The following is a 23492-nucleotide window of genomic DNA, read 5'->3' as shown; positions in this document are numbered from 1 at the left end:
TTAAATTAAATCTTTTATTGGCGGTAGCCAGGCTAAATATATAAATATCAGATATCAAATATCAAATATCAAATATCAAATAATGTGGATTTTCTTCATTTTATTCAGAAAATCTTTAAGTTAGAAAAAGGAAGGGCTCATAATATTTTTAGGCGAAGCCTTTCGAAAAGTTATATGATAACCATTAATATAAAATAGTAACTAAAATTCAATTTATTTTGCCGTAAGGCAGTTGATTGTATAAATCTTAATAAATCCTTCATTATTTGATATTTGATATTTGATATTTAATATTTCTATATTTCCCCTGGCTATCGCCAATAAAAGATTTTTAAGGCCCTTAAAGAAAAGCTATAACTACTTCGTTTAATGAAACAATTATACCTTTTCCAACTATACCATTTATTTAATTAAAGATTTTCCATAGCAAAGCGGCGGAAAATCCTCCTTTCCTAGCACCTAGTACCCAGTACCTAGTACCTAATCTTTTACTTCTTACTTAATTCTTAATTCTCAATTGTCAATTGTCAATTGTCCATTGTCCATTGTCAATTGTTCCTTAGTTCTTGGCGTATTGTTCAAGTCCAAAATTTCACATTTATCACGGAATTAAAAGCAGATTTTTCTTACGGCATTTCCTTCACAATTTATACTTTTTTGTGTTAAAATAAAATATGTATGAAAATTATAAATTGTAAGTATAAATTATAAGTATTAGAAAGAAGGCAGGGGTAAATATGTTGAAGACAATAAAAGTAAATTTAGACGAAGTTGAGTCAATGCTATACTTTTGGCAGGCTACAAGCGAAAAAGAAAGAGTTTCAGAACAGTACATGGCAGATGTAGCTGCAATGAAGGGTGTGTCAGCATCTTACGATGAAGATTTTAATGCAGAGTCTGTAAGAAAAGTTTTAAGCGCTATAACAAATAAAGAACTTCTATCTAAAAAGACAAAAAAAGAAGGTAGATTTTGGAACTATAACATGTGGGTAATGGAAGACTTAGAGTACACATTAGCTATGGTACAACCAGTTAAACAACTAAATTTAGATTCTTTAGTAGAAAAATTAAAGGATGTAGATTCTAAATATGAAGAGGTAGAAGTTAGATTTTCACCACTATCTTTAGAAGACTACATTATAAAAGACAATTCTTTAATAATAAACTTCTTCAAAGTTAAACCAAGTGACTTTGATGACAATACATTTATAGATGGAGTTGAAATTAAAGAATATATTTGTGAAAAATTAAAAGAAGTAATATCTAAATAATATAGCAATATGGGGAGCAGGTTTATAGTTGAACTTTGCTCCTCATTTCTCTTTTTAACTAAATTGTATAAATTTATCAAAAAACCCTTGACATCAAACCTAAGTTTGAGTAAAATGTAGTTACAGGATTTAACAAATTACAAATATTCCCGGGAAATATTATATATTTAAATCCTTGCAAAACAAAGACACTTAAAAACAAAGGCACTTAAAAATAAAGACACTTAAAAATAAAGGCATTTAAAAATCAATACATTTAAAAATCAATATACTTAATGAAATTTTACACATAAGACTAAAATAAAGTGATTTTATGGCAACCAAAGATTAGAAAAAAATAAGGGGTTTGAAAAAAGAAAGAAGGAAGGATTTATGAGAGATAAGGAAATGAAAGAAATGGAGTTAAATCAGTTGGTAGCTATGGCTCAGCAGGGGGACAATGAGGCTTTAAAGAAAATCATGGAAAGGTTCAAGGGTTTTATATGTAAGGTAGCTAAAGGAGTATACATCAAGGGCATGGATGAAGAAGATCTTAAACAAATGGGCTATATATCCATAATGCATGCCGTGGAAAAGTTTGATTTGGAAAAATCAAAAAATTTCACCACCTATGTGACCAATGCCATAAGAAATAACTATTACTATGAGATAAAGAAGAAGGGTATTGAGAGATTCGACGTAAGCTTAGAAACGCCAGTGGAGGACGGACTTACACTAGAGGACATGCTTCAAGGGGATATAGATCTTGAAAAGGGTTATTTAGAAAAAGAGCAGCTAGAAACACTAAAGGGAGCCATAAAAGAATTATCATTAGAAGAAAAAGAGCTTTTGCTAATTATATATAGAAATACCAAGGGCGCCTTAAAAGAATACGCAGAAACCAAAGGTCTATCCCAAAGTGCGGTTTACAAAAGAAAGGTAAATTTGTTCAAGAAAATGAGAAAACTTATGAAAGGCTATAGCATTTACTAATTTTTAATTAAATAGTTCCCTTTCTATATAGAAATGAATGAGAATTCAGTAAATATTAAATAATAAATATTAAGTAACAAATATTAAGTAACAAATATTAAGTAACAATTAAATAAACACAACAAAAAAATTAAAACCCTGTAGTAATTTCAATTAATTACCACAGGGTTTTAATTTTAAAAGTTTTAATTAAAAATAAAAAAAATAAATTTTTTTAATTGAAATAAAAGTAGAATGTAGTAGTGCACCATGTCGAAAATAACTAATAATTCAAGTAGAAAATGTAGAAAAAAAAAGATTACAGAACGAAGTTAAAAAAAATGTACAAACTGAAAAGGTTGTAGGAAATTAAATACAAAAAAAATTAGTATTATAGAATTAAATTTAAAAATAAAAAAATATTTACAAAAATTTCAAGGTGTTAACATAGGTTTACAAATTGTAAAATCCGTTGTAAAATTTATATTGAATGAGAGATAAAATGGTTTGGTATGTTGATATTGCCTTCCAAGTATTATTTTTCATTAATTTTTTTAAAGTTGCAGTATAAAACACTACATTAAATTTTTAATTTTAATATATGCTTTTAAAGCTCTAGCTTTACAATTCTTTTGATAAAAAAGTTTCTAAATTATATTTTAATTTCTAAATTAATGTATAATTCCATGAATAAATTAATATAAAATAAAGTGTACAAATTGCATTCAAAATATAACAAAATTATACAGGAATAAAGTATAAAGTTTAATGCGAAATATTGAAAAAATATCCATATGCAGAAACTTACATATAAAAATGCATAAATATTAATATTTTATTAAAGTATATTAAATTTTAAACGAAAAAAATATATGGACTATAATGTCTTAACGGAGGATTAAAATGCAAGAGGAAATAACACTGGACTTAAGAGAATTCTTTTGGATACTGAAGAAGAGAACTAAATTAATAATTAGTATAACCCTTTTGTCTACCATAATTGCAGGGGTTATAAGTTTTTTTGTTCTAACTCCGGTTTATCAGTCAAAGGTCAGCGTAGTTATTGGCAAAGGCAATGGAGGAAAGCAAGGGGTAGATTATCAATACCAGGAAGTAATGATGTATCAAAAGCTTGTAAAAACCTATGCAGAAATTGCAAAGCTTCAATCTGTGGCAGAGGACACTATTAAAAAAGGCAATTTGCAAATGACACCGGCACAGCTAAAGGACGTTATAAAAGTAACACCACAAGCTGACACTCAAATACTAGACATAGTAGTGGAAAATACAGATCCTAACAAGGCGAAGGTAATAGCAGACATATTCACAGAGGAATTCATAAAAAAATCTTCCAGCTCAATACCTGGTGGAGAAGTTAAAGTGTTGGACGAGGCTCAAGTTTCAAATAACCCTATAAAGCCTAATAAAAAATTAAACATAGCCATAGCATTTTTCTTGGGGCTAATGGTATCTGTGGGACTAACATTCCTTTTGGAATACATGGACAATACCATTAAAACCGATGAAGATGTGGTAAGAGTTTTGGACATGCCTGTTATGGGCACAATTCCAGAATACAAATAAGGGGAGGGGGATTAACTTGCTTATAATAGAAAAAAGTCCTAAATCTATACCAGCAGAAGCCTTTAGAACGTTAAGAACCAATATACAATATGCATCTTTCGACAAAGAGGTAAAAACATTACTAGTAACCAGCGCAGGGCCAGGAGAAGGAAAATCCACCACTGCAGCCAACTTGGCTCTTTCCATAGCGGAAACAGGCAAGACGGTGCTTTTAGTAGACTGTGACCTAAGAAGACCTAGTTTACATAAAAAATTCAACATATCCAATGAAGCAGGTATAACCAATTTCCTTTTAGGAGAAGTGACCTTTGAACAGGCCACTAAGGTTTACAAAAACAAGTTATTTATAATGACAGCAGGAAACATACCGCCAAACCCGGCGGAAATGCTTTCTTCAAATAAATTAAAGAATTTTCTACAAAAGATTTCGCAGCAATTCGATACAGTAATAATAGACAGTCCTCCAGTAATGGCAGTTACCGATGCACAAATACTTTCCACCATAACTGATGGGGTAATTTTGGTAGTTAATTCTGGAGAAACAGAAAAGTCCATGGCATTAAAGGCGAAGGAATCACTTATGAAAGTAAATGCAAATATACTAGGAGTGGTTTTAAATAGATTCAAATCAGAAAATGGCAAGAACTATGGCTATGGATATTATTACTATTACCACGAAGATGAAAAGGGCAAGGTAAAAAAGAAAAAGAAGAAAAAGGAGTAGGATTTTATGATAGATATACATTGTCATATAATTCCTGAAATAGATGATGGCTCAAGAGATATTTTATGCAGTATAGACATGGCAAAAATGGCCTATGAGGATGGTGTAAAGAAGATAATAGCCACGCCTCATTTTTATGCCAATCATTACGAAAATTCTTTTTTTAGCATAGAAGAAAAATTACATATGCTAAATTCAGAATTAAAAAATAATGAAATAAATTTAGAAATTTTGCCAGGACAGGAAATTTTCTTGGACAACCATCTGCTAAACTTGTATAAGAAGGGAATTATAAATACTCTTAACAAAAATAACAAATACATGCTTTTGGAAACAGACTTCACCACTTTTCCAAAGGAACATATGGATTTAATATACGAAATGAGAATCAAGGGCATAAGAACCATAATAGCCCATCCAGAAAGATATCTTTATGTGCAAAAGGACATAGAAAGCCTAAATCCATTTATAGAGGAAGGCTGCCTATTCCAGCTAAATGCCGGCAGTATCATGGGTGTCTATGGAAAAGAAGTTAAGAAGACCTCAAAACTTCTAATAGAAAAGGGCCTATGCGACTTTGTAGCCTCCGATGCCCACGGTGTAGGCAAAAGAAATCCAAAGTTGAGAGAATGTTACGATTTCATAGAAAACAATTATGAGTACATTTATGATGACATTTTGGAGAATGCCGGGGCGGTGGTTAATGGGTTTGAGATTGAGAAGAGGCATGAGGTTGTTAAAGTGAGGAGGAGAGGGTTCTTTGGGATATTTAAGTGACAATGGACAATTGACAATGGACAATGGACAGTGGACAATTGACGATTGACGATTGACAATTGACGATTGACAATTGACAGTGGACAATTAAGAAGAAGTAAGTAATTAGCTAAGAGGTAAAAAATAATAACTAAGAAGTAAAAAATAATAACTAAGAAGTAACTAATAGGTAATAACTAAGAACTATTCACTCTTACTTCTTACCTCTTACCTATCAAAGTGAAGGGTTGGTGGCAAAAATAAAGGATTTAGGAAAATGGAAAAAACCTATATTGATAATAATAGATGCGGTACTTGTGAATTTATCATATATATTAGCTTTATACTTTAGGTATAACTATAGTGTATTTAAAAATTATGCCAGCAATTATAAGGATATAGCCATAATAGTTACATTAATTTATATATTTATATTTTATATATTTAAATTTTATGAAAGCATATGGAGTTATGCCAGTATAGATGAATTCATGTTGGTTATAGGTGGATGCTTGGTTTCAAATCTTGTGACCATGGTATTCTTACGTATGACTTCCTTAGGATTTGCCTATGGTGTAAGCATAGTAGCCTGTGCCTTTAGCATCTTGTTCATAGTTGGATTTAGAATATCCGTTAGAATATACCACAGATTTACCAACATACTAGACTGCAACGCCAACAAAAATAAGTTAAAAAGAGCCATGATAATAGGAGCAGGAGCAGCAGCATCCATAGTCATAAGAGAAATGAAAGACAACACCAATAGAAAATACCTGCCAGTGGCACTAATTGACGACGATCCTTACAAAGTGGGAAAAAATGTACTAGGCGTAAAGGTAATGGGCGTAAGAAAAGACATTATAGAAGTAGCCAAGGAACAGGCAATAGAAAATATAATAATTGCCATTCCATCCATTGATGAAAATGACAAAAAAGAAATATTAGACATATGTAAGGAAACTGGCTGCAAGATTCAAATTATCCCAAGTGTCCATGAGGTAATCGACGGCAAAACATCCCTAAATCAAATTAGAGATGTGGACATTGAAGACTTATTAGGAAGAAAGCCTATACAGCTGGATATGGAAGGAATATCAGACTATATAAAGGGAAAATGCATCCTGGTAACAGGAGGGGGAGGCTCCATAGGTTCAGAACTATGCCGCCAAATCTCCAAATTTAATCCAAAAACTCTTATTATATTTGATATATACGAAAACAACGCCTATGACATACAAAATGAGCTTAGATACAAATATCCAAACTTAGACTTAAAAGTATTGATAGGCTCTGTAAGAGATAAGAAAAGACTAAACTATATATTTACCAAATACTCCCCAGAGGTGGTATTCCATGCAGCAGCTCATAAACATGTGCCTCTTATGGAAGATAGCCCAATGGAAGCAATAAAAAACAACGTATTTGGTACCTTCAATGTGGCTAGCTGTGCAGATGAATTTGGAGTTAAAAGATTTGTTTTAATATCCACAGACAAGGCAGTAAACCCAACCAATGTAATGGGTGCTACCAAGAGAATGTGTGAAATGATAATACAGTCCATGGACAAGGTAAGCAGTACTCAATTTGTAGCCGTTAGATTTGGAAATGTACTAGGCAGTAATGGTTCTGTTATACCACTGTTTAAAAAGCAAATAGCCCATGGAGGCCCTGTAACAGTAACTCATAAGGAAATAACAAGATTCTTCATGACCATACCAGAAGCATCCCAATTAGTGCTTCAAGCTGGAGCCTTTGCAAAGGGTGGCGAAATATTTGTTTTGGACATGGGTGAGTCAGTTAAAATATATGACTTAGCCTGTGATTTAATAAGACTTTCAGGCTTTGAGCCTAACAAGGACATGAACATTGAAATCTCCGGACTTAGACCAGGAGAAAAGCTATATGAAGAGCTTTTAATGAGTGAAGAGGGCTTAACCAACACAAAACATGAAAAAATATTTATAGGAAAGCCAACCTTCAGTGACATTCATGAGCTAAGAACCCATATGATGGAGCTAAGTAGCATCATGGAGGGTGATAATGTAGAGAAGCTTATACAAAAGATTGAGGATATTGTGCCGACTTATCAGAGGAAGGCGGAAGGTCAGGTGGCGGCTAGTGTGTAGGTTGTTGATATTGGGAGCTGGCGGCCATGGAAGAGTTGTAGCAGAAGCAGCAGAATTAGAAGGCAAATGGGAAGAAATAGCCTTCTTAGATGACAGGGAAGACATAAAAAGCATATATAACTTCCCTATTGTGGGCAAAATGAAAGATTACTCTAATTTATTGGATGAATACAAATATGCCTTTGTAGCCATAGGGAACAACCCAAAAAGATTAGAACTTATAGATAATCTTAAAGGAGAAGGCTTTAATATACCAAACATTATTCATCCTAGGGCAATAGTTAGTAAATACAGCAAATTAGATTTGGGAACGGTTGTTTTGGCAGGAGCTATAGTTAATACAGGTGCAAGCATTGGCAGAGGATGCATCATAAACATAAATGCTACTGTGGATCATGACTCAGAAATAGGTTCTGGAGTTCATATAGGCTCCGGTGCCGTAGTAAGAAGCATGGCCAAGGTAGGAAAGCTATCAACCATTGGAGCTGCAGCCTGTGTCAAATCAGCTACTGTTTTAAAAGATAAATTTATATTACAAGAAGGAAGTGTTATTTAAAATATTTTGGGATTGGGGGTCAAATGTATATGAAACGGTTTTTGGATGTATTATTTAGTTTAGTGTTATTAATAATATTATCACCTTTGTTTTTAATAATATCCATATTAATAAAGTTAAATTCCAAAGGAACAGTATTTTTTACTCAAATGAGAATAGGCAGGAATAATAATTTATTTAAATTTTATAAGTTTAGAACCATGAGAGTTGGAACTCCCAATGTGGCAACAGATGAGCTAGGCGATGCAAAAAGCTACATAACATCTGTTGGAAAGGTATTAAGAAAAACAAGCTTAGATGAAATTCCACAATTAATCAACATACTTAAAGGCGATATGACCTTTGTGGGACCAAGACCAGCTTTGTACAACCAGTACAATTTAAAAGAGCTTAGAACTAAGGCAGGGGTACATGCATTGGTACCAGGAGTTACTGGATGGGCACAAATTAATGGAAGAGATCACAACGATGATTTCCAAAAGACAGAGCTAGACAGGTATTATTTAAATCATAAATCCTTAAAATTAGATTTAAAGATAGTATTAATGACTGTATTCAAAGTGCTTAGAGCCGAGGGCATCCTTGAAGGTGGAAATAAAAGGCCACAGGTTATGGAGCAGGCAGTTGAGCACAAGGAAAGCATGAGCATTTAAATAGTAGGCAAAGGGGCGACTATATTTGCAGCTACAGCATAAGGAATGTTGGTATGTATTGTTTGTAAATACCAATCAAGAGGAAAAAGTAAAAGAAATTCTCCAAAGAACCATGGGTGAGGAATACAAGTTCATAGTTCCCACCAGAGAACTTAGGGAGAGAAAAGATGGACAGTGGCGCAATGTAAAAAGAAGGCTATTTCCAGGCTATGTTTTGATAAAGGGCATAATGAATGTAGATGTTTATTATAAACTTAAAAAAACACCTGGCATAATAAAGCTACTGAGAAGTGAAGATGAAGTTTTAACAGTTGATGAAAGAGAACTAAGGGTACTAAAGATACTCATAGATAACGAAGATAATAATATAGGAATTTCTAAATTATATAAACAAAATGACAACATAAGAATAACAGCAGGCCCTTTGGTAGGACTAGAGGGGCAAATATTAAAAGTGGATTCAAGAAAAGGCAGAGCTAAGGTGAATCTTAGCTTTATGAATGAGGAAAGAGTTGTGGAACTGGGTGTAGAGTTGGTGGACAAAATCTGATGTGGACTTTGGGTGTTTCGGCCCCAGAGGAGGCGGAGGAGGTTATAGGTAGCTGATGTAGCATGATTGAGGTTATGTGAAGGGGCGAAGCTATAGCCAGAGGGCAGTGGAAGGTTATAGTGTGATCAAAAAATTTATGTAACGTTGGTTTAAAAAAGGATTAAGTGGAAAGTATTTAAAGTAATAATAAATCCTACTTTAAACAATAAATACAGAGGTGATATGATCATGCTATTAATTAAGTCAGGCATTATAAAGAAAAACTATAATAAAGGTTTTACTTTGATTGAAATTATAGTTGTTATTTCGATTATAGCAATTTTATGTGCTATAATTACACCGACTTATTTTAAATATACAAAATATGCCAAAGGAAAAGTTTGCAATGTGAATTGCTTACAGTTAGAGAGAAGTTACAATTTATATTTGGAAAAAGAAAATATTGAACACAATGATGTTATTTTTGAACAGTTTCTACAAAATCAAGGTAAAAATATATGTCCAGAACATGGACATATGATTTATGTGGATGGGAAAGTGCAGTGCAGTGTTCATGTAGGGGATAATGGAAAGAAGGGAAATGAGGAGGAGGTGCCGTTTTTGGAATAGTGGTTGAGTGAATGGTGAGGACGAAGTGAGAATGGGGAAGGGATTAGAAGTCCTCAAACCCAGTGATAGCAAGGGTTTTAGAGGTTGAATATGTATCGGAAATATTTTAAGAAGGGTGTAGGGTATTACCATTCATGCATTGGTAGTATGGGAAGCCTTGATAAATAAGGGGTTTGAGAGTTAATTGATAATTTAGATAAGAAGGTAGGTGAAACCGTAGTGAAAAAAATACTTATTACTGGTGCTAATAGTTATATAGGGACAAGCTTTGAGAAATGGTTAGATAAAAGTGAATACATAGTTGATACGGTTGATATGATTGATGGAAGTTGGAAGAAAAAAGATTTCTCGGGGTATGATGTGGTATTTCATGTGGCGGGTATAGCGCACATAAAAGAAACTAAAGAGAATGCAGAACTTTATTATAAAGTAAATAGAGATTTAGTATATGAAGTTGCTCAAAAGTCAAAGAATGATGGAGTTAAGCAATTCATATTTTTAAGTTCCATGAGTGTTTATGGAATGGAAACTGGTGTTATTAATAAAGATACTGTACCAATGCCTAAAAGTAATTATGGTAAGTCTAAACTTCAAGCGGAAGAATTAATAGCACCACTTCAAGATTCTACATTTAATATTGCAGTTTTAAGACCACCTATGATATACGGGCAAGGGTGTAAGGGTAATTATGTTAGGTTAGAAAAGTTTGCATTGAAATCGCCTATTTTTCCAGATATAAAAAATAAACGAAGTATGATTTATATAGATAATTTATGTGAATTTGTGAAGCTACTTATTGATGATTGTAGTAGTGGATTATTTTTACCTCAAAATGAGGAGTATGTTTGTACTTCAGATATGGTTAGAGAGATAGCTGAAGCACATGGTAAGAAGATACATATGACTAAGTTATTTAATCCGTTATTAAGGGTACTGAAGGTTAGTACGGTTAATAAGGTATTTGGGGACTTGGTGTATGAGAGAGATAATAGTGTAGTAGAAATAACTGAAACGAATACTGTTTCAGGGTAATGGAGAAGTGATTATGAAAAAAGTATTGTTTGTGGCACATGTTGTAAAACGCCATTTTATGTTATTTCATATTCCTTACATAAAATGGTTTAAAGAGAATGGTTATGAAACACATGTATGTGCCAACAATGATTATGAAAATAAAGAGGATTGTAATATTCCTTATTGTGATAAATATTATGACCTACCGTTTCAAAGGTCACCTTTTAGTGCTAAAAATATAACTGCGTATAAAGAGTTGAAAAAATTAATTGATGAAAATGAGTATGATATTATTCATTGCCACACTCCCGTTGGTGGTGTGCTAACAAGGTTAGCGGCTAGGGGAGCGCGCAAAAGAGGGACAAAGGTTATTTATACAGCTCATGGATTCCACTTTTTTAAAGGAGCACCACTTATAAATTGGATGTTGTTTTATCCAGTTGAGAAGTTTTGTGCAAGGTTTACTGATGTACTTATAACTATTAATAAAGAAGATTATGATATAGCGCAAAAGTTTAAAGCTGGAAGAGTTGAGTATGTTCCGGGGGTAGGTGTAGATACTAAGAAGTTTAGTGAAGTTGTTGTTGATAAAGAAGCTAAAAGACGAGAATTAGGTTTGTCAGAAGATGCTTTTGTTGTGCTTTCAGTTGGTGAACTTAGTAAAAGAAAAAATCATGAAGTTGTCATTAAAGCTTTATCCAGGCTAAAAGATAAAAATATAGTTTACCTTATTTGTGGCCAAGGTGATTTAGAGCAACATTTAAAGAATTTATCAGAAGGACAGGGTGTCACTGTTAAATTTTTAGGATTTAGACGAGACATTCCAGAGATATCGGCTCTTGCTGATTTGTTTATATTTCCTTCATTACAAGAAGGACTACCTGTTGGCTTAATGGAGGCTATGGCGAGAGGTTTGCCAGTTGTTTGTTCTAAGGTAAGAGGAAATGTTGATTTAATTGAAGATGGTAAGGGTGGATATTTAGTTGGAACTGATGATGTTGATGGATTTGCAGAAAGCATTGATAAAGTTATAAATGAAGTTAAGTTATGTAGAGAGTTTGGAGAATACAATGTTCAAGAAGTTGTAAAATATGATAAAGAAAATGTTGAGAAACAAATGGCAAATATATATATAAGTTTATAGAAGGGTTGAGTTTATGATAAATAAGAGTGTTGTATTTTTACGTTCTAATCCAGTTAATCCAGATCCGCGTGTTGAAAAAGAGGCAAATAGCCTTATTAAGGAAGGATACAATGTAATAGTAGTAGCTTGGGATAGAAGTGAAAAGTACAAGATGAAAGAAGCTAATTTAGATTTGGAAAATGGGAGTGCTAAAATATATAGATTTGGAATACCTGCTACATATGGTGGTGGAATGAAGAGTAATTTAAAAGCACTAATTTTATTTCAAATTCGTTTAATACAATGGCTATTTAGATATAGAAAACAATATGATATAATACATGCTTGTGATTTTGATACAGCTTTTGTTGCATCCAAATGTTCAAAAATATTAAATAAGAAATTGATTTATGATATATTTGATTACTATGTTGATGCGTTTACAGTACCCAAAAGACTAAAAAAAATTATTGAAAGCTTGGATCAGCGAGTTATAAATTCCGCTGATGGAGTTATAATTTGTACAGAAAAAAGGAAAGAACAGATAAAGGGAACTAATCCTAAGAGGTTAGCTATTATACATAATTCTCCTGCTTTTTCAAACTTGGGAAAGCATTATTTTGAATTAAATCAAGAGAAGATTAAGATCGCATACGTTGGAGTATTACTGGAAGGTAGATTATTAAAAGAGTTAGCCAATGTAATTATAAATAATACTAATTTAGAATTGCATATAGGGGGGTTTGGAAAGTTAGAAAGGTATTTTGAAGAGCTTTCATTGAAGTATAAAAATGTTATATATTATGGAAAGCTTGAATATTCAAAAACAATAGAGTTAGAGAATAGTTGTGATATTATGACCGCAATATATGATCCGAGAATTCCAAATCATTATTATGCAGCTCCAAATAAATTTTACGAAGCATTAATGCTTGGTAAACCAGTTATTATGGTTAAAAACACTGGGATGGATGAGGTTGTTTCTCAAAATAGCATCGGTGAGGTAATAGATTATAATTCAGAAAGTCTTGAAGCTGGCATAAATAATTTGATTAGTAGAAAATCTTCATGGAAAGATATATGCCAAAATATGAAGCAACTGTATAAAGGAAATTACAGTTGGGATGAGATGGAAAAAAGATTAATTAGCTTATATAAAAGTATAGGAAATATGCAAAAAAAATAGTTTTTTATATACGTTGGTTTACTGTAAGTAATAACGCACTTACATAAATGGTAGTTATTTATGTAATAGAAGCTATTTTATATTCAAAGGAGAACTAAAATGATAAAAATTAATAGAAATAAATATGAGGAAAATGTTATAGAGCAGAAAACAATAACAAAAAAAGTAAAAGTAATATCAGCAATCGTGCTTACTATTCTTCCTATACTTTCACCATATGCATTCTTTGGACCAATAACTTTAAATATGATAATAATGGGTGTATCTGTATTTTTTTTGGTAATCTTTAAAGCAAAAATTAATAAAAATATAGTAATTCCAGTATCACTTCTATGGACAACTCATATGGGTTTATCACTATTTTCTACATTTATTACTACTTTTAATATATCATTAATTAATTCAATTGTTTTAATAAGTTATAGTGTTTTATGCATTAGTTTTTTATGGTGTAATTGTGATTTTGAAATATTCACAAAATATGCTAATTTTTTTGGAGTCATAAGTTGTATTTTTATATTTATACAAGCCATTTTTTTAGCAATTGGCTTAGAACCACCTACTGGTAGATTGTTTAATTTAAAGCTTCTAGATTATGCTGGATTTGTAACAACAACTTGGGGATTTAGATTAAATTCTATATTTCAGGAGCCTTCGTATTTTGCTGTATTTTCATTACCTTTGCTAGCGATTAGTTTGAAGAAGAATAAATTTAAACTCTATTTACTATATACAATAGCATTGATTTTGAGTTCATCTAGTTTGGGGATAATAGGAGCTATTATTATTACAGTGGAACATTTTTTAATTGAAAAAAGAAATATAAAACAATTGCTTTTAATTATAATGGCGGTTTTTATATTTCATATTATCATGTATAGTACAATGGACTATTATTATAATTCATTTAATAGAAGTTTAGATAAATTACTATCAATATTTGAAAGTAGCAATGATACTAGACTTACTGGGCAAGTAGCGCTCTTTAATTATTTACCAATTATTAATCAAATAATTGGTGTTGGAGTAAATCAAATGCAAAATTATTTTTCAGGAATTATTTATGGGGTTTATAACTATAGTAATTCTTTTGTTGTTACACTAATTAATACAGGAATAATTGGTGTGTTGATGTATTTAATATTTATTTTTTATACAGTAAATAGAGCAAAGAAAACAAATAGATTAATTTTCGTATTAATATTTATAATGGTAGCCACAACGGACTATTTTATTTATAACTATTTTTTCTTTTATATTTTAACATTTATTTATTTGAATAATGAAAGTAGGGTGAGTAATGAGAATATTATTCGTAACATTGAGAGCAATAGAAATAAACTCGTCAGTTACAATAAGTAACATTGGATTACTAAAGGGTTTACTTGAACTAGGTTGTGAAATAGATTTGTTAATGCCTGAAGTTAGTGAAAACTTAAAACAATATGATCCAGTAAAAGGTATTATAGATGAACTAAATGTGTTGCGTATCAAAGGTAATGCAGTTTATGAAAATTTGGTAACAGGAAATTCGAACAAGGCAAAAAAGATTTTTGTAGATTTTTTAAGAAAAGTATTTTATAAAATTAGCCTGCATGATAATACAATAAGATTAGTTAATAATGCAGATATAAGTATTCTAAATGGAAAAAAATATGATCTTGTTATATCTACTTCTGATCCTAAAACATCTCATATGTTTACAGAGAGATTGATAAAGCAGGGATTACGATACAATATTTGGCTACAACACTGGGGAGATCCGTTAAGTATAGATATAACAAAAGAAAATATTTATCCAAAATCATATATTATGTTTAAAGAAAAGCAGATTATCTCTTGTTCAGATTTAATAGTTTATGTTTCACCATTAACAGAGAAAATACAAGGAACATTGTTTCCTAAATACAAAAATAAAATGTTTTTTATTCCATTACCTTATGATAAAGAAAAATTATATAAAAAAACTAAAAATAAAAAGTTTACAATAGGATATTTTGGAGATTACAATTCAAAATCAAGAAATATAATGCCTTTATATAATTTTTGTGTACAAAACTCTAACTATAATTTGATAATTGCAGGGAGTACGGACTTGTCTTTAATAGAAAAAGAGAACATTAAGATATTACCTAGAATTAGGCAGGATCAGATTAATGAATTAGAAGAGAAATGTGATATCCTTGCATGTATTTGTAATAAATCTGGCACTCAAATACCTGGAAAATTATACTACTATTCTGGTACAAATAAACCAATAATGACAATATTGGATGGTGAATATAAAGAGGAAATTAAAAACTATTTATTAAAATATAACAGGTTTAATATCTGTGAGAATAATAGCAAAAGCATAAGTGAAACAATTAGTGAATTATCTAAAATAAATAGTACTTATGAGCCATGTATAGATTTTTCACCAAAAGAGATAGCAAGAAAATTATTGCAATTAGTTGAAGATAAGATGCAGGAGATGAAAAAATGCCAAAAATAACTGTTGCTATACCTATATATAATGCGGGAAAATATTTAGAAAATTGCATTAAAAGTGTTATGAATCAAACATTTGAAGAATTGCAGATTCTATTAATTAATGATGGATCTACTGATAATAGCGGTGAAATATGTGATATATATGCTAAAAAAGATTTACGAATTGAAGTATATCATAAAGAAAATGCAGGTGTTTCAGAAACAAGAAATTTTGCAATTACAAAAGCTGAAGGTAAATATATATGTTTTGTAGATTCTGATGATGAAATAGATAAATGCATGATAGAAAATTTATACGAATCAATAGAAATATTTAATGCAGATATGGCAATATGTGGACATAAAAGTGTGTGTGTAGAAAAAGATAAGAGAAAGGTTATTGAGCATGAGTGCTCAGAGTTTAATGGAACTACGAAAGAATTTTTAGATGTAATTGATGTATTTTTAAATAGTGAATCTGTTCAAGGACCGTGTGGAAAATTATATAAAGTAAGCACAATTCAAAATAATAAAATACATTTTCCAATTGAGTTAAGTTTTGGAGAAGATACGATGTTTGTCTATAGTTACTTAAGAGTTTGTAATAGTATTGTATCAATTCCTAACTGTTATTATTCATATATGAAGTGGAATTATACCTCTCTTTCATCAACAGTTAGAGAAGATAAAATAAATATATATCTGCAGTTATATGATGAACTTAAATATTTGCTAGAGAAGTTTAACATTACGAATAAACAAGATATGATTGAAAAAAAAATATGTGTTTCAGCGATTAGTTGTATAACAGAATTATATGATACAAATAAAAATATAACAAAAAAACTAAAAAGAAATATTATTAGCACCACTATTTTTAATGAAAAAGTTTTATACTGTTTTAGCAAGCAGAGTAACTCTAATAAACAAAATAGGTTAATATATTTTTTAGCAAAAAGAAAATTAATTGGAATTTTACAATTGTATTTTAATATTAAAGAGTTTATTAGGAAAAAATATGGTTATTTATATACTCGATTGAAAGCTAAAGCTAATTCGTGTTTATGAAGAATGGAGAATGTTTATGAAAAAAGTAATGCTCGTTTTTGGTACAAGACCAGAGGCAATAAAGATGTGCCCTTTAGTAAAGGAACTAAAGACACGAAAAAATATTAAAACAATTGTATGTGTAACTGGACAGCATCGTCAAATGCTTGATCAAGTACTTGAAGCCTTTGATGTTGTGCCTGATTATGATTTATCAATAATGAAGGATAAACAGACTCTGTTTGATGTAACAACTAATATTTTAAACAGAATTAAAGAGGTGCTTGAAGAAGTTAAGCCTGATGTGGTATTAGTTCATGGAGATACTTCAACTACATTTGTAACTTCATTAGCTTGTTTCTACTTAAATATACCTGTGGGTCACGTTGAAGCAGGACTTAGAACTTACAATATAGACTCACCATTCCCAGAAGAATTTAATAGACAAGCCGTTGGGATAATAGCAAAGTATAATTTTGCTCCAACTGAACTATCAAAAGAGAATTTATTGAAAGAAGGTAAAGAACCTACTTCAATATATGTTACTGGAAACACAGCAATAGATGCTTTAAAGACTACTGTTAGAGAGGATTATACTCATGAACAGCTTAAGTGGGCATCAGATAGTAGGCTTATCATGATAACTGCTCATAGGAGAGAAAATCTTGGACAGCCTATGAAAAATATGTTTAGAGCTATTAAGAGAATAGTAGATGAACATCCAGATATTAAAGCTATATATCCTATTCATATGAATCCAGTAGTAAGAGAAGCTGCAAACGAAATTTTTGGAGAGTGTGATAGGATAAGGATAATAGAACCACTTGATGTACTAGATTTTCATAACTTCTTGTCAAGAGCTTACTTAATTTTAACAGACAGTGGTGGAATTCAAGAAGAGGCTCCAAGTTTAGGTAAACCTGTTCTTGTAATGAGAGATACTACAGAAAGACCAGAAGGCATAGCCGCGGGAACCTTAAAGCTTGTAGGTACTGATGAAGATACTATTTATAATACATTTAAGGTATTACTAGAGGATAAAACAGAGTATGAAAAAATGAGTCATGCAAGTAATCCGTATGGTGATGGACTTGCAAGTAAGAGGATAGCCAATATAATGATTAGTAGATTAGAATAAAATCTAGTTATTGTAATTTAAATATATAAGTTATTTATATAATATATAGGAGAGAGATATATGAAAATAAAAGTAGAACATATAATAAATACGTTTAATTACGGAAGTTTAATGATGGCAGTAAATACATTAAATTATCTAAAACAAAATTTAGAAGAAGTAGAGTTTTATGTGGACAGTAGTACAAGGGATGATTTAGAGAGACTAAAAAAAGAAACTAAAATTAGTGATATAAAAATAGCACCTAAGTATGATATAGTGAGAAATAATATAATAACTAAGATAATAGGTAGCCTAAAAAAAAGCTATATAGAAAGTAGAATATATGATGTTAAAATTATATTAGGAGGAGATGATATTTCAGAGTATTATATAAAGGAAGGTTGGTTAATTTTGTTTCCAATTATGTTTATTAATAGTATAAAATTGAAAACTATTTTATTAGGACAAACAATAGGACCTTTCACAAGTTATAGGAAAGCATTGGCTAGATTAGCTCTTAATAAATCAAAGATATATACGAGAGATGATAATTGTCTAAAATATATAAAGTCATTAGGAATTAAAAATGCTAAAAAGGGAAGAGATTTAGCTTTTTTAGAATTACCTATTCAAACAGAATCAAATAGTATATTAAATAAGTATGAATTATTAAAAAATCAATATATTACTATAGTACCATCTGGACTAACTAGATGCTATACAAGTAATAATACAGTTTATATAAATGAGCAATATAATATAATTAAAAGGTTAATGGCTAATGAAAGGTTAATGAAGAAAAAAATAGTATTATTGGCTCATGTTAAAGATGAGGGCGTAGCTGATAGAATAATTATTGAACAAATAGAGAAAAAACTAACCGAAGAGGAAAAAAGTAGAATTATACTAATTAAAGAAGATATTTTAGCATCAGAGGCAAGAGCAATTCTAGGAAATGGCTTATTCACTATAACAGGAAGAATGCATGCCGCGGTATCTACATTTTATATGAGAAAGCCGGCAGTATCTTTATCATATAGTGCAAAATATTCGGGAGTTATAGGTGATGGACTAGATATGAACGAATTAGTTATAGAATCAGCAGATGATAAATTATGGGAAGATGGTGAGATAAGTAGGTTAGTAAATGAAAAAGTAGAATATATATTAAATAATTATGATGACTTATTTAGTAAAATAGATATTAAAGTTTCGGAAACAAGTAAAATAGTAGAAGAGCAACTAGAGGATTTATTAAATGAAATAAAGAAAATACAAGCCTCAAAAAGGAAATAGCGTCAGAAAGTTGGATGATTAATGGTGTCAAGATTAAAATGTACTGCTAAGAATATTTTTTTTGGTTATGTTTCTAGCATTATTTCATTATTATTAGGGTTTATTTCAAGAACAATTTTTATAAAAATTTTAAGTACTACATATCTTGGTGTAAACGGGTTGTTTATAAATGTTCTGGGAGTTCTTTCTTTTGCAGAATTAGGTATAGGGACAGCTATGAATTATAGTTTATATAAACCTGTTGCCGAGAAAGATATTGAAAAGCTAAAATCTTTAATGGATTTTTACAAAATTGCATACAGAGTTATTGCATTAGTAGTAACCATAATTGGATTGACTTTATTACCATTCTTAAAATATATAGTAAAGGATCCTGGTAATGTTGGAAATATATCAGTTTACTATCTGATATTTTTATTTAATACTGTAACTAGTTATTTTGTAAGTTATAAATTCAGTTTAGTGAATGCAGAACAGAAGAATTATATATTTTCTAATATAAATACTATTACTTCTTTTGTCACAGTAATAATGCAAATAATTACTTTAATTTTATTTAAAAATTTTCTGTATTATTTGTTAGTAGCAGCGGTTATAGGATTAATTCAAAAGATATTTATAAATAGATATTTGAATAAAAAATATCCTTATTTACTAGATAAAAATACAAAAAAAATAACTAAAGAGGAATTAAAACCTATAAAAACAAATGTTATTGCTCTTATTTGGCATAAGATTGGTGAAATAAGTATTTATCAGACTGATAATATTGTTATATCAACTTTTATAAATGTAACAACAGTTGGTATTATTTCAAATTATAATTTACTAATTACTTCAGTAAGTACATTTATTACTATTATATTCAATTCAGCAATTGCAAGTTTAGGGAATTTAATGGCTACTGAAGATGTGTCGAAACAATATAATACATTTAAAGTGTATCGTTTTGCTGCATTTTGGCTTTATGGATTTAGCTCTATTGCTTTTTATATATTACTTTCTCCTTTTATTACACTATGGATTGGAAGTGAAATGATTATTTCTGACTTCACAGTATTATTGATAATGATAAATTATTATATGGTAGGACATAGGATTTGCATTAACAATATAAAGTCAGCTGGAGGAATATTTGATCAGGATAAATATGTTGCATTATTACAAGGAGTGGTAAATTTAGTTGTGTCAATCATAATGGTAAAATTAATAGGACTTCCAGGTGTCTATATTGGAACAATTATGTCAGGAATACTTGCTACAGTTATAAAGCCAATAATCGTTTATAAATATGCCTTTCAAAAGGATGTAAGATACTATTTTATTGATGGATTAAAATTTGCTAGTGCTGTTACATTTTCCTTGGTAATATGCTGGATAATAAAATACAATATTATTAAGAATGTAACAATGTTTAATTTTATTGTTATGATGGTCGTAGTTACTTTAGTACCTAATTTTTTATTTCTACTGTTTTTTAGAAAAAATGATGAGTTTATATATATAAAAAATATTATTTTATCAAAGATAAGTAGGAGGTAGCTATGGGAGAACCACTAGTGAGTATTATTACGCCTTGTTATAATGGCGAAAAATATGTTCAACGCTTTTTAGAATCAGTTTTAAATCAATCATATAATAACATTGAGTTGATTTTCATAAATGATGGTTCAATCGATAAAACAGAAGAAGTTGTGATGTCATATGAGTCTAAATTTAAAGAGAGAAATATAGACTTTAAATATATATATCAGGAAAATAAAGGGCAAGCAGCAGCTTTAAACCAAGGTTTAAAAATATTTAGAGGGGATTATTTAACTTGGCCTGATGCCGATGACTTCTTAGCGACGGATTCTATTGAAAAAAGAGTTGAGTTTTTACAAAATAATAAAGAATATGGTTTAGTTAGAAGTGATATGAATATATTTAATGAATTTGATTTAAATAAATCTATAGGATTTATATCAGGCAAAAATTCAAATAGATTTAAAGAGCATATTTTTGTTGATTTGATAAAAGAACATACATATTGTTCAAATGGATGCTATATGGTTAGAACAAATGCTTTTTTAGATGTAAATCCCAATAAAAAAATATATGTATCATCAGCGGGACAAAATTGGCAAATGCTATTGCCTGTTACGTATAAATATAAATGTGGGTACATAGATGAACCATTATATAATTACATTGTAAGAAAGGATAGTCATTCTAGACAAGAAGAATTTAAGAGTGAAATTTTAAATAAAACATACAAACATGAGGAACTTTTAAAAGTAGTTATAAAGGAAATGATGATAGAAGATGAAAATTACCATTTAAGTATAATTGATAAGAAGTATTTAAGAAAAAGATTATTACTTGCTTATGAGTATAAAGATAAAGAACTATTAGAGCAACAATATAGAATTTTGAAAAAGAATAAATATGAAAATATAGTTGACAACATTGTATATATTAGAGGTAAGTTTAAATTTATAGATTATGTATTCAAGGTAATGGCGCTTCCAATAAAAGTGAAAAATAAAGTAAAGAGGTTGTTTTATGATTAAAATAAGTAAAAAGCAAGATTGCTCTGGATGCCATGCTTGTTCTAATGTGTGTCCTGTTAATTGTATTGCAATGATAGAGGATAAAGAAGGCTTTTTATATCCTGAAGTTGATAGTACTAAATGTATAAATTGTTCTTTATGTGAAAATGTATGTCCGATAGTTAACAATAAAGAACGAGTTAATGAAACTGTATCTTATGCATGTATAAATAAGAATGAAACCATAAGATTTGAAAGCTCATCAGGTGGTGTATTTTCACTTTTAGCTGAAAGTATAATAAATAGTGGAGGAACTGTATTTGGAGCTGCATTTGACCATGAGTTTAAATTAAAGCATAGCTATACAGATAAAATTGAAGATTTAGCTAAATTTAGAGGTTCAAAATATTTACAGAGTAAAATTGGTGATACATATAAGCAAGCTAAAGAGTTTCTTGATAAAGGTATTACGGTATTGTTTTCTGGAACTCCTTGTCAGATATCTGGTTTAGTGTCTTATTTAAGAAAAGAATATGACAATTTAATATGTTTAGATATAATATGCCATGGAGTACCCTCGCCTAAAGTTTTCAAAATGTATAGGAGCGAACTTGAAAAAAAGTATGGGGAGAATACAAAAAGAATAAGTTTCAGAGATAAACATTATGGCTGGAAGTTATTCTCCGTATCGCTATTATTTAATAACAATATTGAATATAGGGAAAATCTTACGCAGGATATATATATGAAAGGATTTTTGCATAATTTATATCTTCGACCATCTTGCTATGATTGTAAATCCAAAACATTAAATAGATTAAGTGATATAACTATTGCAGATTTTTGGGGAATTGAAAATATTGCTGCTGAATTAGATGATGATAAGGGAACGTCACTGGTTTTAATTAATTCGGATAAAGGAAAAGTGATATTTGAGGAATTACAAAATAAAATGGTAGTTAAACAAGTAGAATGTGAAGAAGCTATAAAATATAATTCAGCTGCTATAAAATCTGTACCTATTAATACTAATCGCGATAGATTTTTTAAAGAATTAGACTTCTATCCATGTGAAATAAGTAAATTAATAAATAAATATACCAAGACAAGTTTTGCTAAAAAAGTATATCAGAAAATTAGAGGCATTTTATTGAAGATTAAAAAGATAATATTGAAATAGTAGATAGAAGACTAGGAGACATAGATTCTTGTTATGCTGATGCTAGCAAGGCTGAAAGGGAACTTGGGTGGACTGCTAAAAGAGGTATATTAGCTGGCAGAAAAAGTCTTCCGTTTCACTACAGCCTTTTTCTGGCAGCACCCCTGGCAGGTTGTGCGAAAATCCATGATTTATGGTATAATTTAATATATAAGTATTAAATTTCTATTAAGGGGTTGTTGCAATGAATTATATTCATGGTGATGATAGAAAACAAACAAAAATTGAAATAATGGAAGACTATGTTGATAACGATAGTGAAGTAAGAATTATTGATAAAATAATTGATGTTATGAATATAGAAAGTATGGGTTTCAAAGTTGGAAATAACGATGAAGTGGGACGACCTAAATTCAATCCAAAAGATTTATTGAAATTGTACATTTATGGATATTTTTATGGAGTAAGATCATCACGTAAATTAGCAAAACAGTGCCTTATTAATAGGGAAGTTATTTGGTTAATTAAAGGTATTAAACCTAAGTATAGAGTTATTGCAGATTTTAGAAAAGAAAATGTTGAAGCTCTTGAAAATGTTTTTAAAAAGTTTTTTAATTACTGTATTGAACTGGGTTTGTATGGTAAAGAACTAATTGTTATAGATGGTACTAAAGTAGAGGCTTCCGCATCTAAGAGAAAAAATTACAGCTTAAATAAGCTATCTAAAATGAAGGAAATAACTCAAAATAAAATTGAAGAATATA

The 23492-nt window shown here is 30.0% G+C and carries 22 protein-coding genes; all 22 read left to right on the top strand.

The window, feature by feature from the left end; translation table 11 throughout:
* The first annotated feature begins 737 nt into the window (after positions 1–737).
* Positions 738–1271, top strand: a complete 534-nt coding sequence (locus FGK85_RS09540; RefSeq protein ID WP_138206001.1) for a TDE2712 family protein — start codon at positions 738–740, stop codon at positions 1269–1271.
* A gap of 372 nt (positions 1272–1643) precedes the next feature.
* Positions 1644–2243, top strand: coding sequence for a sigma-70 family RNA polymerase sigma factor (locus FGK85_RS09535; RefSeq protein ID WP_138205999.1), 600 nt, complete (start codon positions 1644–1646; stop codon positions 2241–2243).
* 882 nt (positions 2244–3125) lie between these two features.
* Entirely contained in the window at positions 3126–3806 is a 681-nt protein-coding gene (locus FGK85_RS09530; RefSeq protein ID WP_138205997.1) for a YveK family protein, read from the top strand.
* A 16-nt stretch (positions 3807–3822) separates the two neighbouring features.
* The gene (locus FGK85_RS09525) at positions 3823–4530 is read left to right on the top strand and encodes a CpsD/CapB family tyrosine-protein kinase (protein WP_138205995.1); all 708 of its coding nucleotides are present in this window, start codon (positions 3823–3825) and stop codon (positions 4528–4530) included.
* Positions 4531–4536: 6 nt separating this feature from the next.
* Positions 4537–5307 carry a tyrosine-protein phosphatase gene (locus FGK85_RS09520; protein ID WP_138205993.1) on the top strand — a complete coding sequence of 257 codons (771 nt, stop codon included), beginning with the start codon at positions 4537–4539 and terminating at the stop codon, positions 5305–5307.
* A 230-nt stretch (positions 5308–5537) separates the two neighbouring features.
* Positions 5538–7412, top strand: a complete 1875-nt coding sequence (locus tag FGK85_RS09515) for a nucleoside-diphosphate sugar epimerase/dehydratase (protein WP_243122852.1) — start codon at positions 5538–5540, stop codon at positions 7410–7412.
* Positions 7405–7968, top strand: a complete 564-nt coding sequence (locus FGK85_RS09510) for a NeuD/PglB/VioB family sugar acetyltransferase (protein ID WP_171011381.1) — start codon at positions 7405–7407, stop codon at positions 7966–7968. The genes FGK85_RS09515 and FGK85_RS09510 overlap by 8 nt, the downstream gene beginning before the upstream one ends.
* A 29-nt stretch (positions 7969–7997) precedes the next feature.
* Positions 7998–8621, top strand: coding sequence for a sugar transferase (locus tag FGK85_RS09505; RefSeq protein WP_138205989.1), 624 nt, complete (start codon positions 7998–8000; stop codon positions 8619–8621).
* Between the two features lie 25 nt (positions 8622–8646).
* Entirely contained in the window at positions 8647–9171 is a 525-nt protein-coding gene (gene loaP, locus FGK85_RS09500) for an antiterminator LoaP (protein WP_138205987.1), read from the top strand.
* 228 nt (positions 9172–9399) lie between these two features.
* The gene (locus FGK85_RS09495; RefSeq protein WP_138205985.1) at positions 9400–9780 is read left to right on the top strand and encodes a prepilin-type N-terminal cleavage/methylation domain-containing protein; all 381 of its coding nucleotides are present in this window, start codon (positions 9400–9402) and stop codon (positions 9778–9780) included.
* Between the two features lie 219 nt (positions 9781–9999).
* Positions 10000–10812 (top strand): NAD-dependent epimerase/dehydratase family protein, encoded by an 813-nt coding sequence (locus FGK85_RS09490; protein ID WP_138205983.1) that lies wholly within the window; start codon positions 10000–10002, stop codon positions 10810–10812.
* A gap of 13 nt (positions 10813–10825) precedes the next feature.
* Positions 10826–11938 carry a glycosyltransferase family 4 protein gene (locus FGK85_RS09485; protein WP_138205981.1) on the top strand — a complete coding sequence of 371 codons (1113 nt, stop codon included), beginning with the start codon at positions 10826–10828 and terminating at the stop codon, positions 11936–11938.
* 13 nt (positions 11939–11951) lie between these two features.
* Positions 11952–13103 carry a glycosyltransferase family 4 protein gene (locus FGK85_RS09480; RefSeq protein WP_138205979.1) on the top strand — a complete coding sequence of 384 codons (1152 nt, stop codon included), beginning with the start codon at positions 11952–11954 and terminating at the stop codon, positions 13101–13103.
* A gap of 99 nt (positions 13104–13202) precedes the next feature.
* Complete coding sequence (locus FGK85_RS09475) at positions 13203–14465, top strand: O-antigen ligase family protein (RefSeq protein ID WP_138205977.1); 1263 nt, start codon at positions 13203–13205, stop codon at positions 14463–14465.
* On the top strand, positions 14404–15597 hold the full coding sequence (locus FGK85_RS09470; RefSeq protein ID WP_138205975.1) for a glycosyltransferase family protein: 1194 nt from the start codon (positions 14404–14406) through the stop codon (positions 15595–15597). The genes FGK85_RS09475 and FGK85_RS09470 overlap by 62 nt, the downstream gene beginning before the upstream one ends.
* On the top strand, positions 15585–16643 hold the full coding sequence (locus tag FGK85_RS09465) for a glycosyltransferase family 2 protein (protein ID WP_138205973.1): 1059 nt from the start codon (positions 15585–15587) through the stop codon (positions 16641–16643). The genes FGK85_RS09470 and FGK85_RS09465 overlap by 13 nt, the downstream gene beginning before the upstream one ends.
* Positions 16644–16659: 16 nt before the next feature.
* Entirely contained in the window at positions 16660–17760 is a 1101-nt protein-coding gene (gene wecB, locus FGK85_RS09460; protein ID WP_138205971.1) for a non-hydrolyzing UDP-N-acetylglucosamine 2-epimerase, read from the top strand.
* Between the two features lie 60 nt (positions 17761–17820).
* Positions 17821–19038, top strand: coding sequence for a polysaccharide pyruvyl transferase family protein (locus FGK85_RS09455; protein ID WP_138205969.1), 1218 nt, complete (start codon positions 17821–17823; stop codon positions 19036–19038).
* A gap of 24 nt (positions 19039–19062) precedes the next feature.
* Positions 19063–20580: a lipopolysaccharide biosynthesis protein gene (locus FGK85_RS09450; protein WP_341472478.1), complete on the top strand. Its 1518-nt coding sequence runs from the start codon at positions 19063–19065 to the stop codon at positions 20578–20580.
* Between the two features lie 2 nt (positions 20581–20582).
* Entirely contained in the window at positions 20583–21590 is a 1008-nt protein-coding gene (locus FGK85_RS09445) for a glycosyltransferase family 2 protein (protein WP_138205965.1), read from the top strand.
* Positions 21583–22749 (top strand): Coenzyme F420 hydrogenase/dehydrogenase, beta subunit C-terminal domain, encoded by a 1167-nt coding sequence (locus FGK85_RS09440; RefSeq protein ID WP_138205963.1) that lies wholly within the window; start codon positions 21583–21585, stop codon positions 22747–22749. The genes FGK85_RS09445 and FGK85_RS09440 overlap by 8 nt, the downstream gene beginning before the upstream one ends.
* Positions 22750–22972: 223 nt before the next feature.
* A partial coding sequence (locus FGK85_RS09430) for a transposase (RefSeq protein WP_138205961.1) occupies positions 22973–23492 on the top strand: 520 nt, incomplete at its 3' end.

This window comes from Haloimpatiens lingqiaonensis (assembly GCF_901447495.1).
Lineage (GTDB): Bacteria > Bacillota > Clostridia > Clostridiales > Clostridiaceae > Haloimpatiens > Haloimpatiens lingqiaonensis.
The sequence above is the reverse complement of the archived record's forward strand: the minus strand, read 5'-3'. Positions and strand labels throughout refer to the sequence as shown.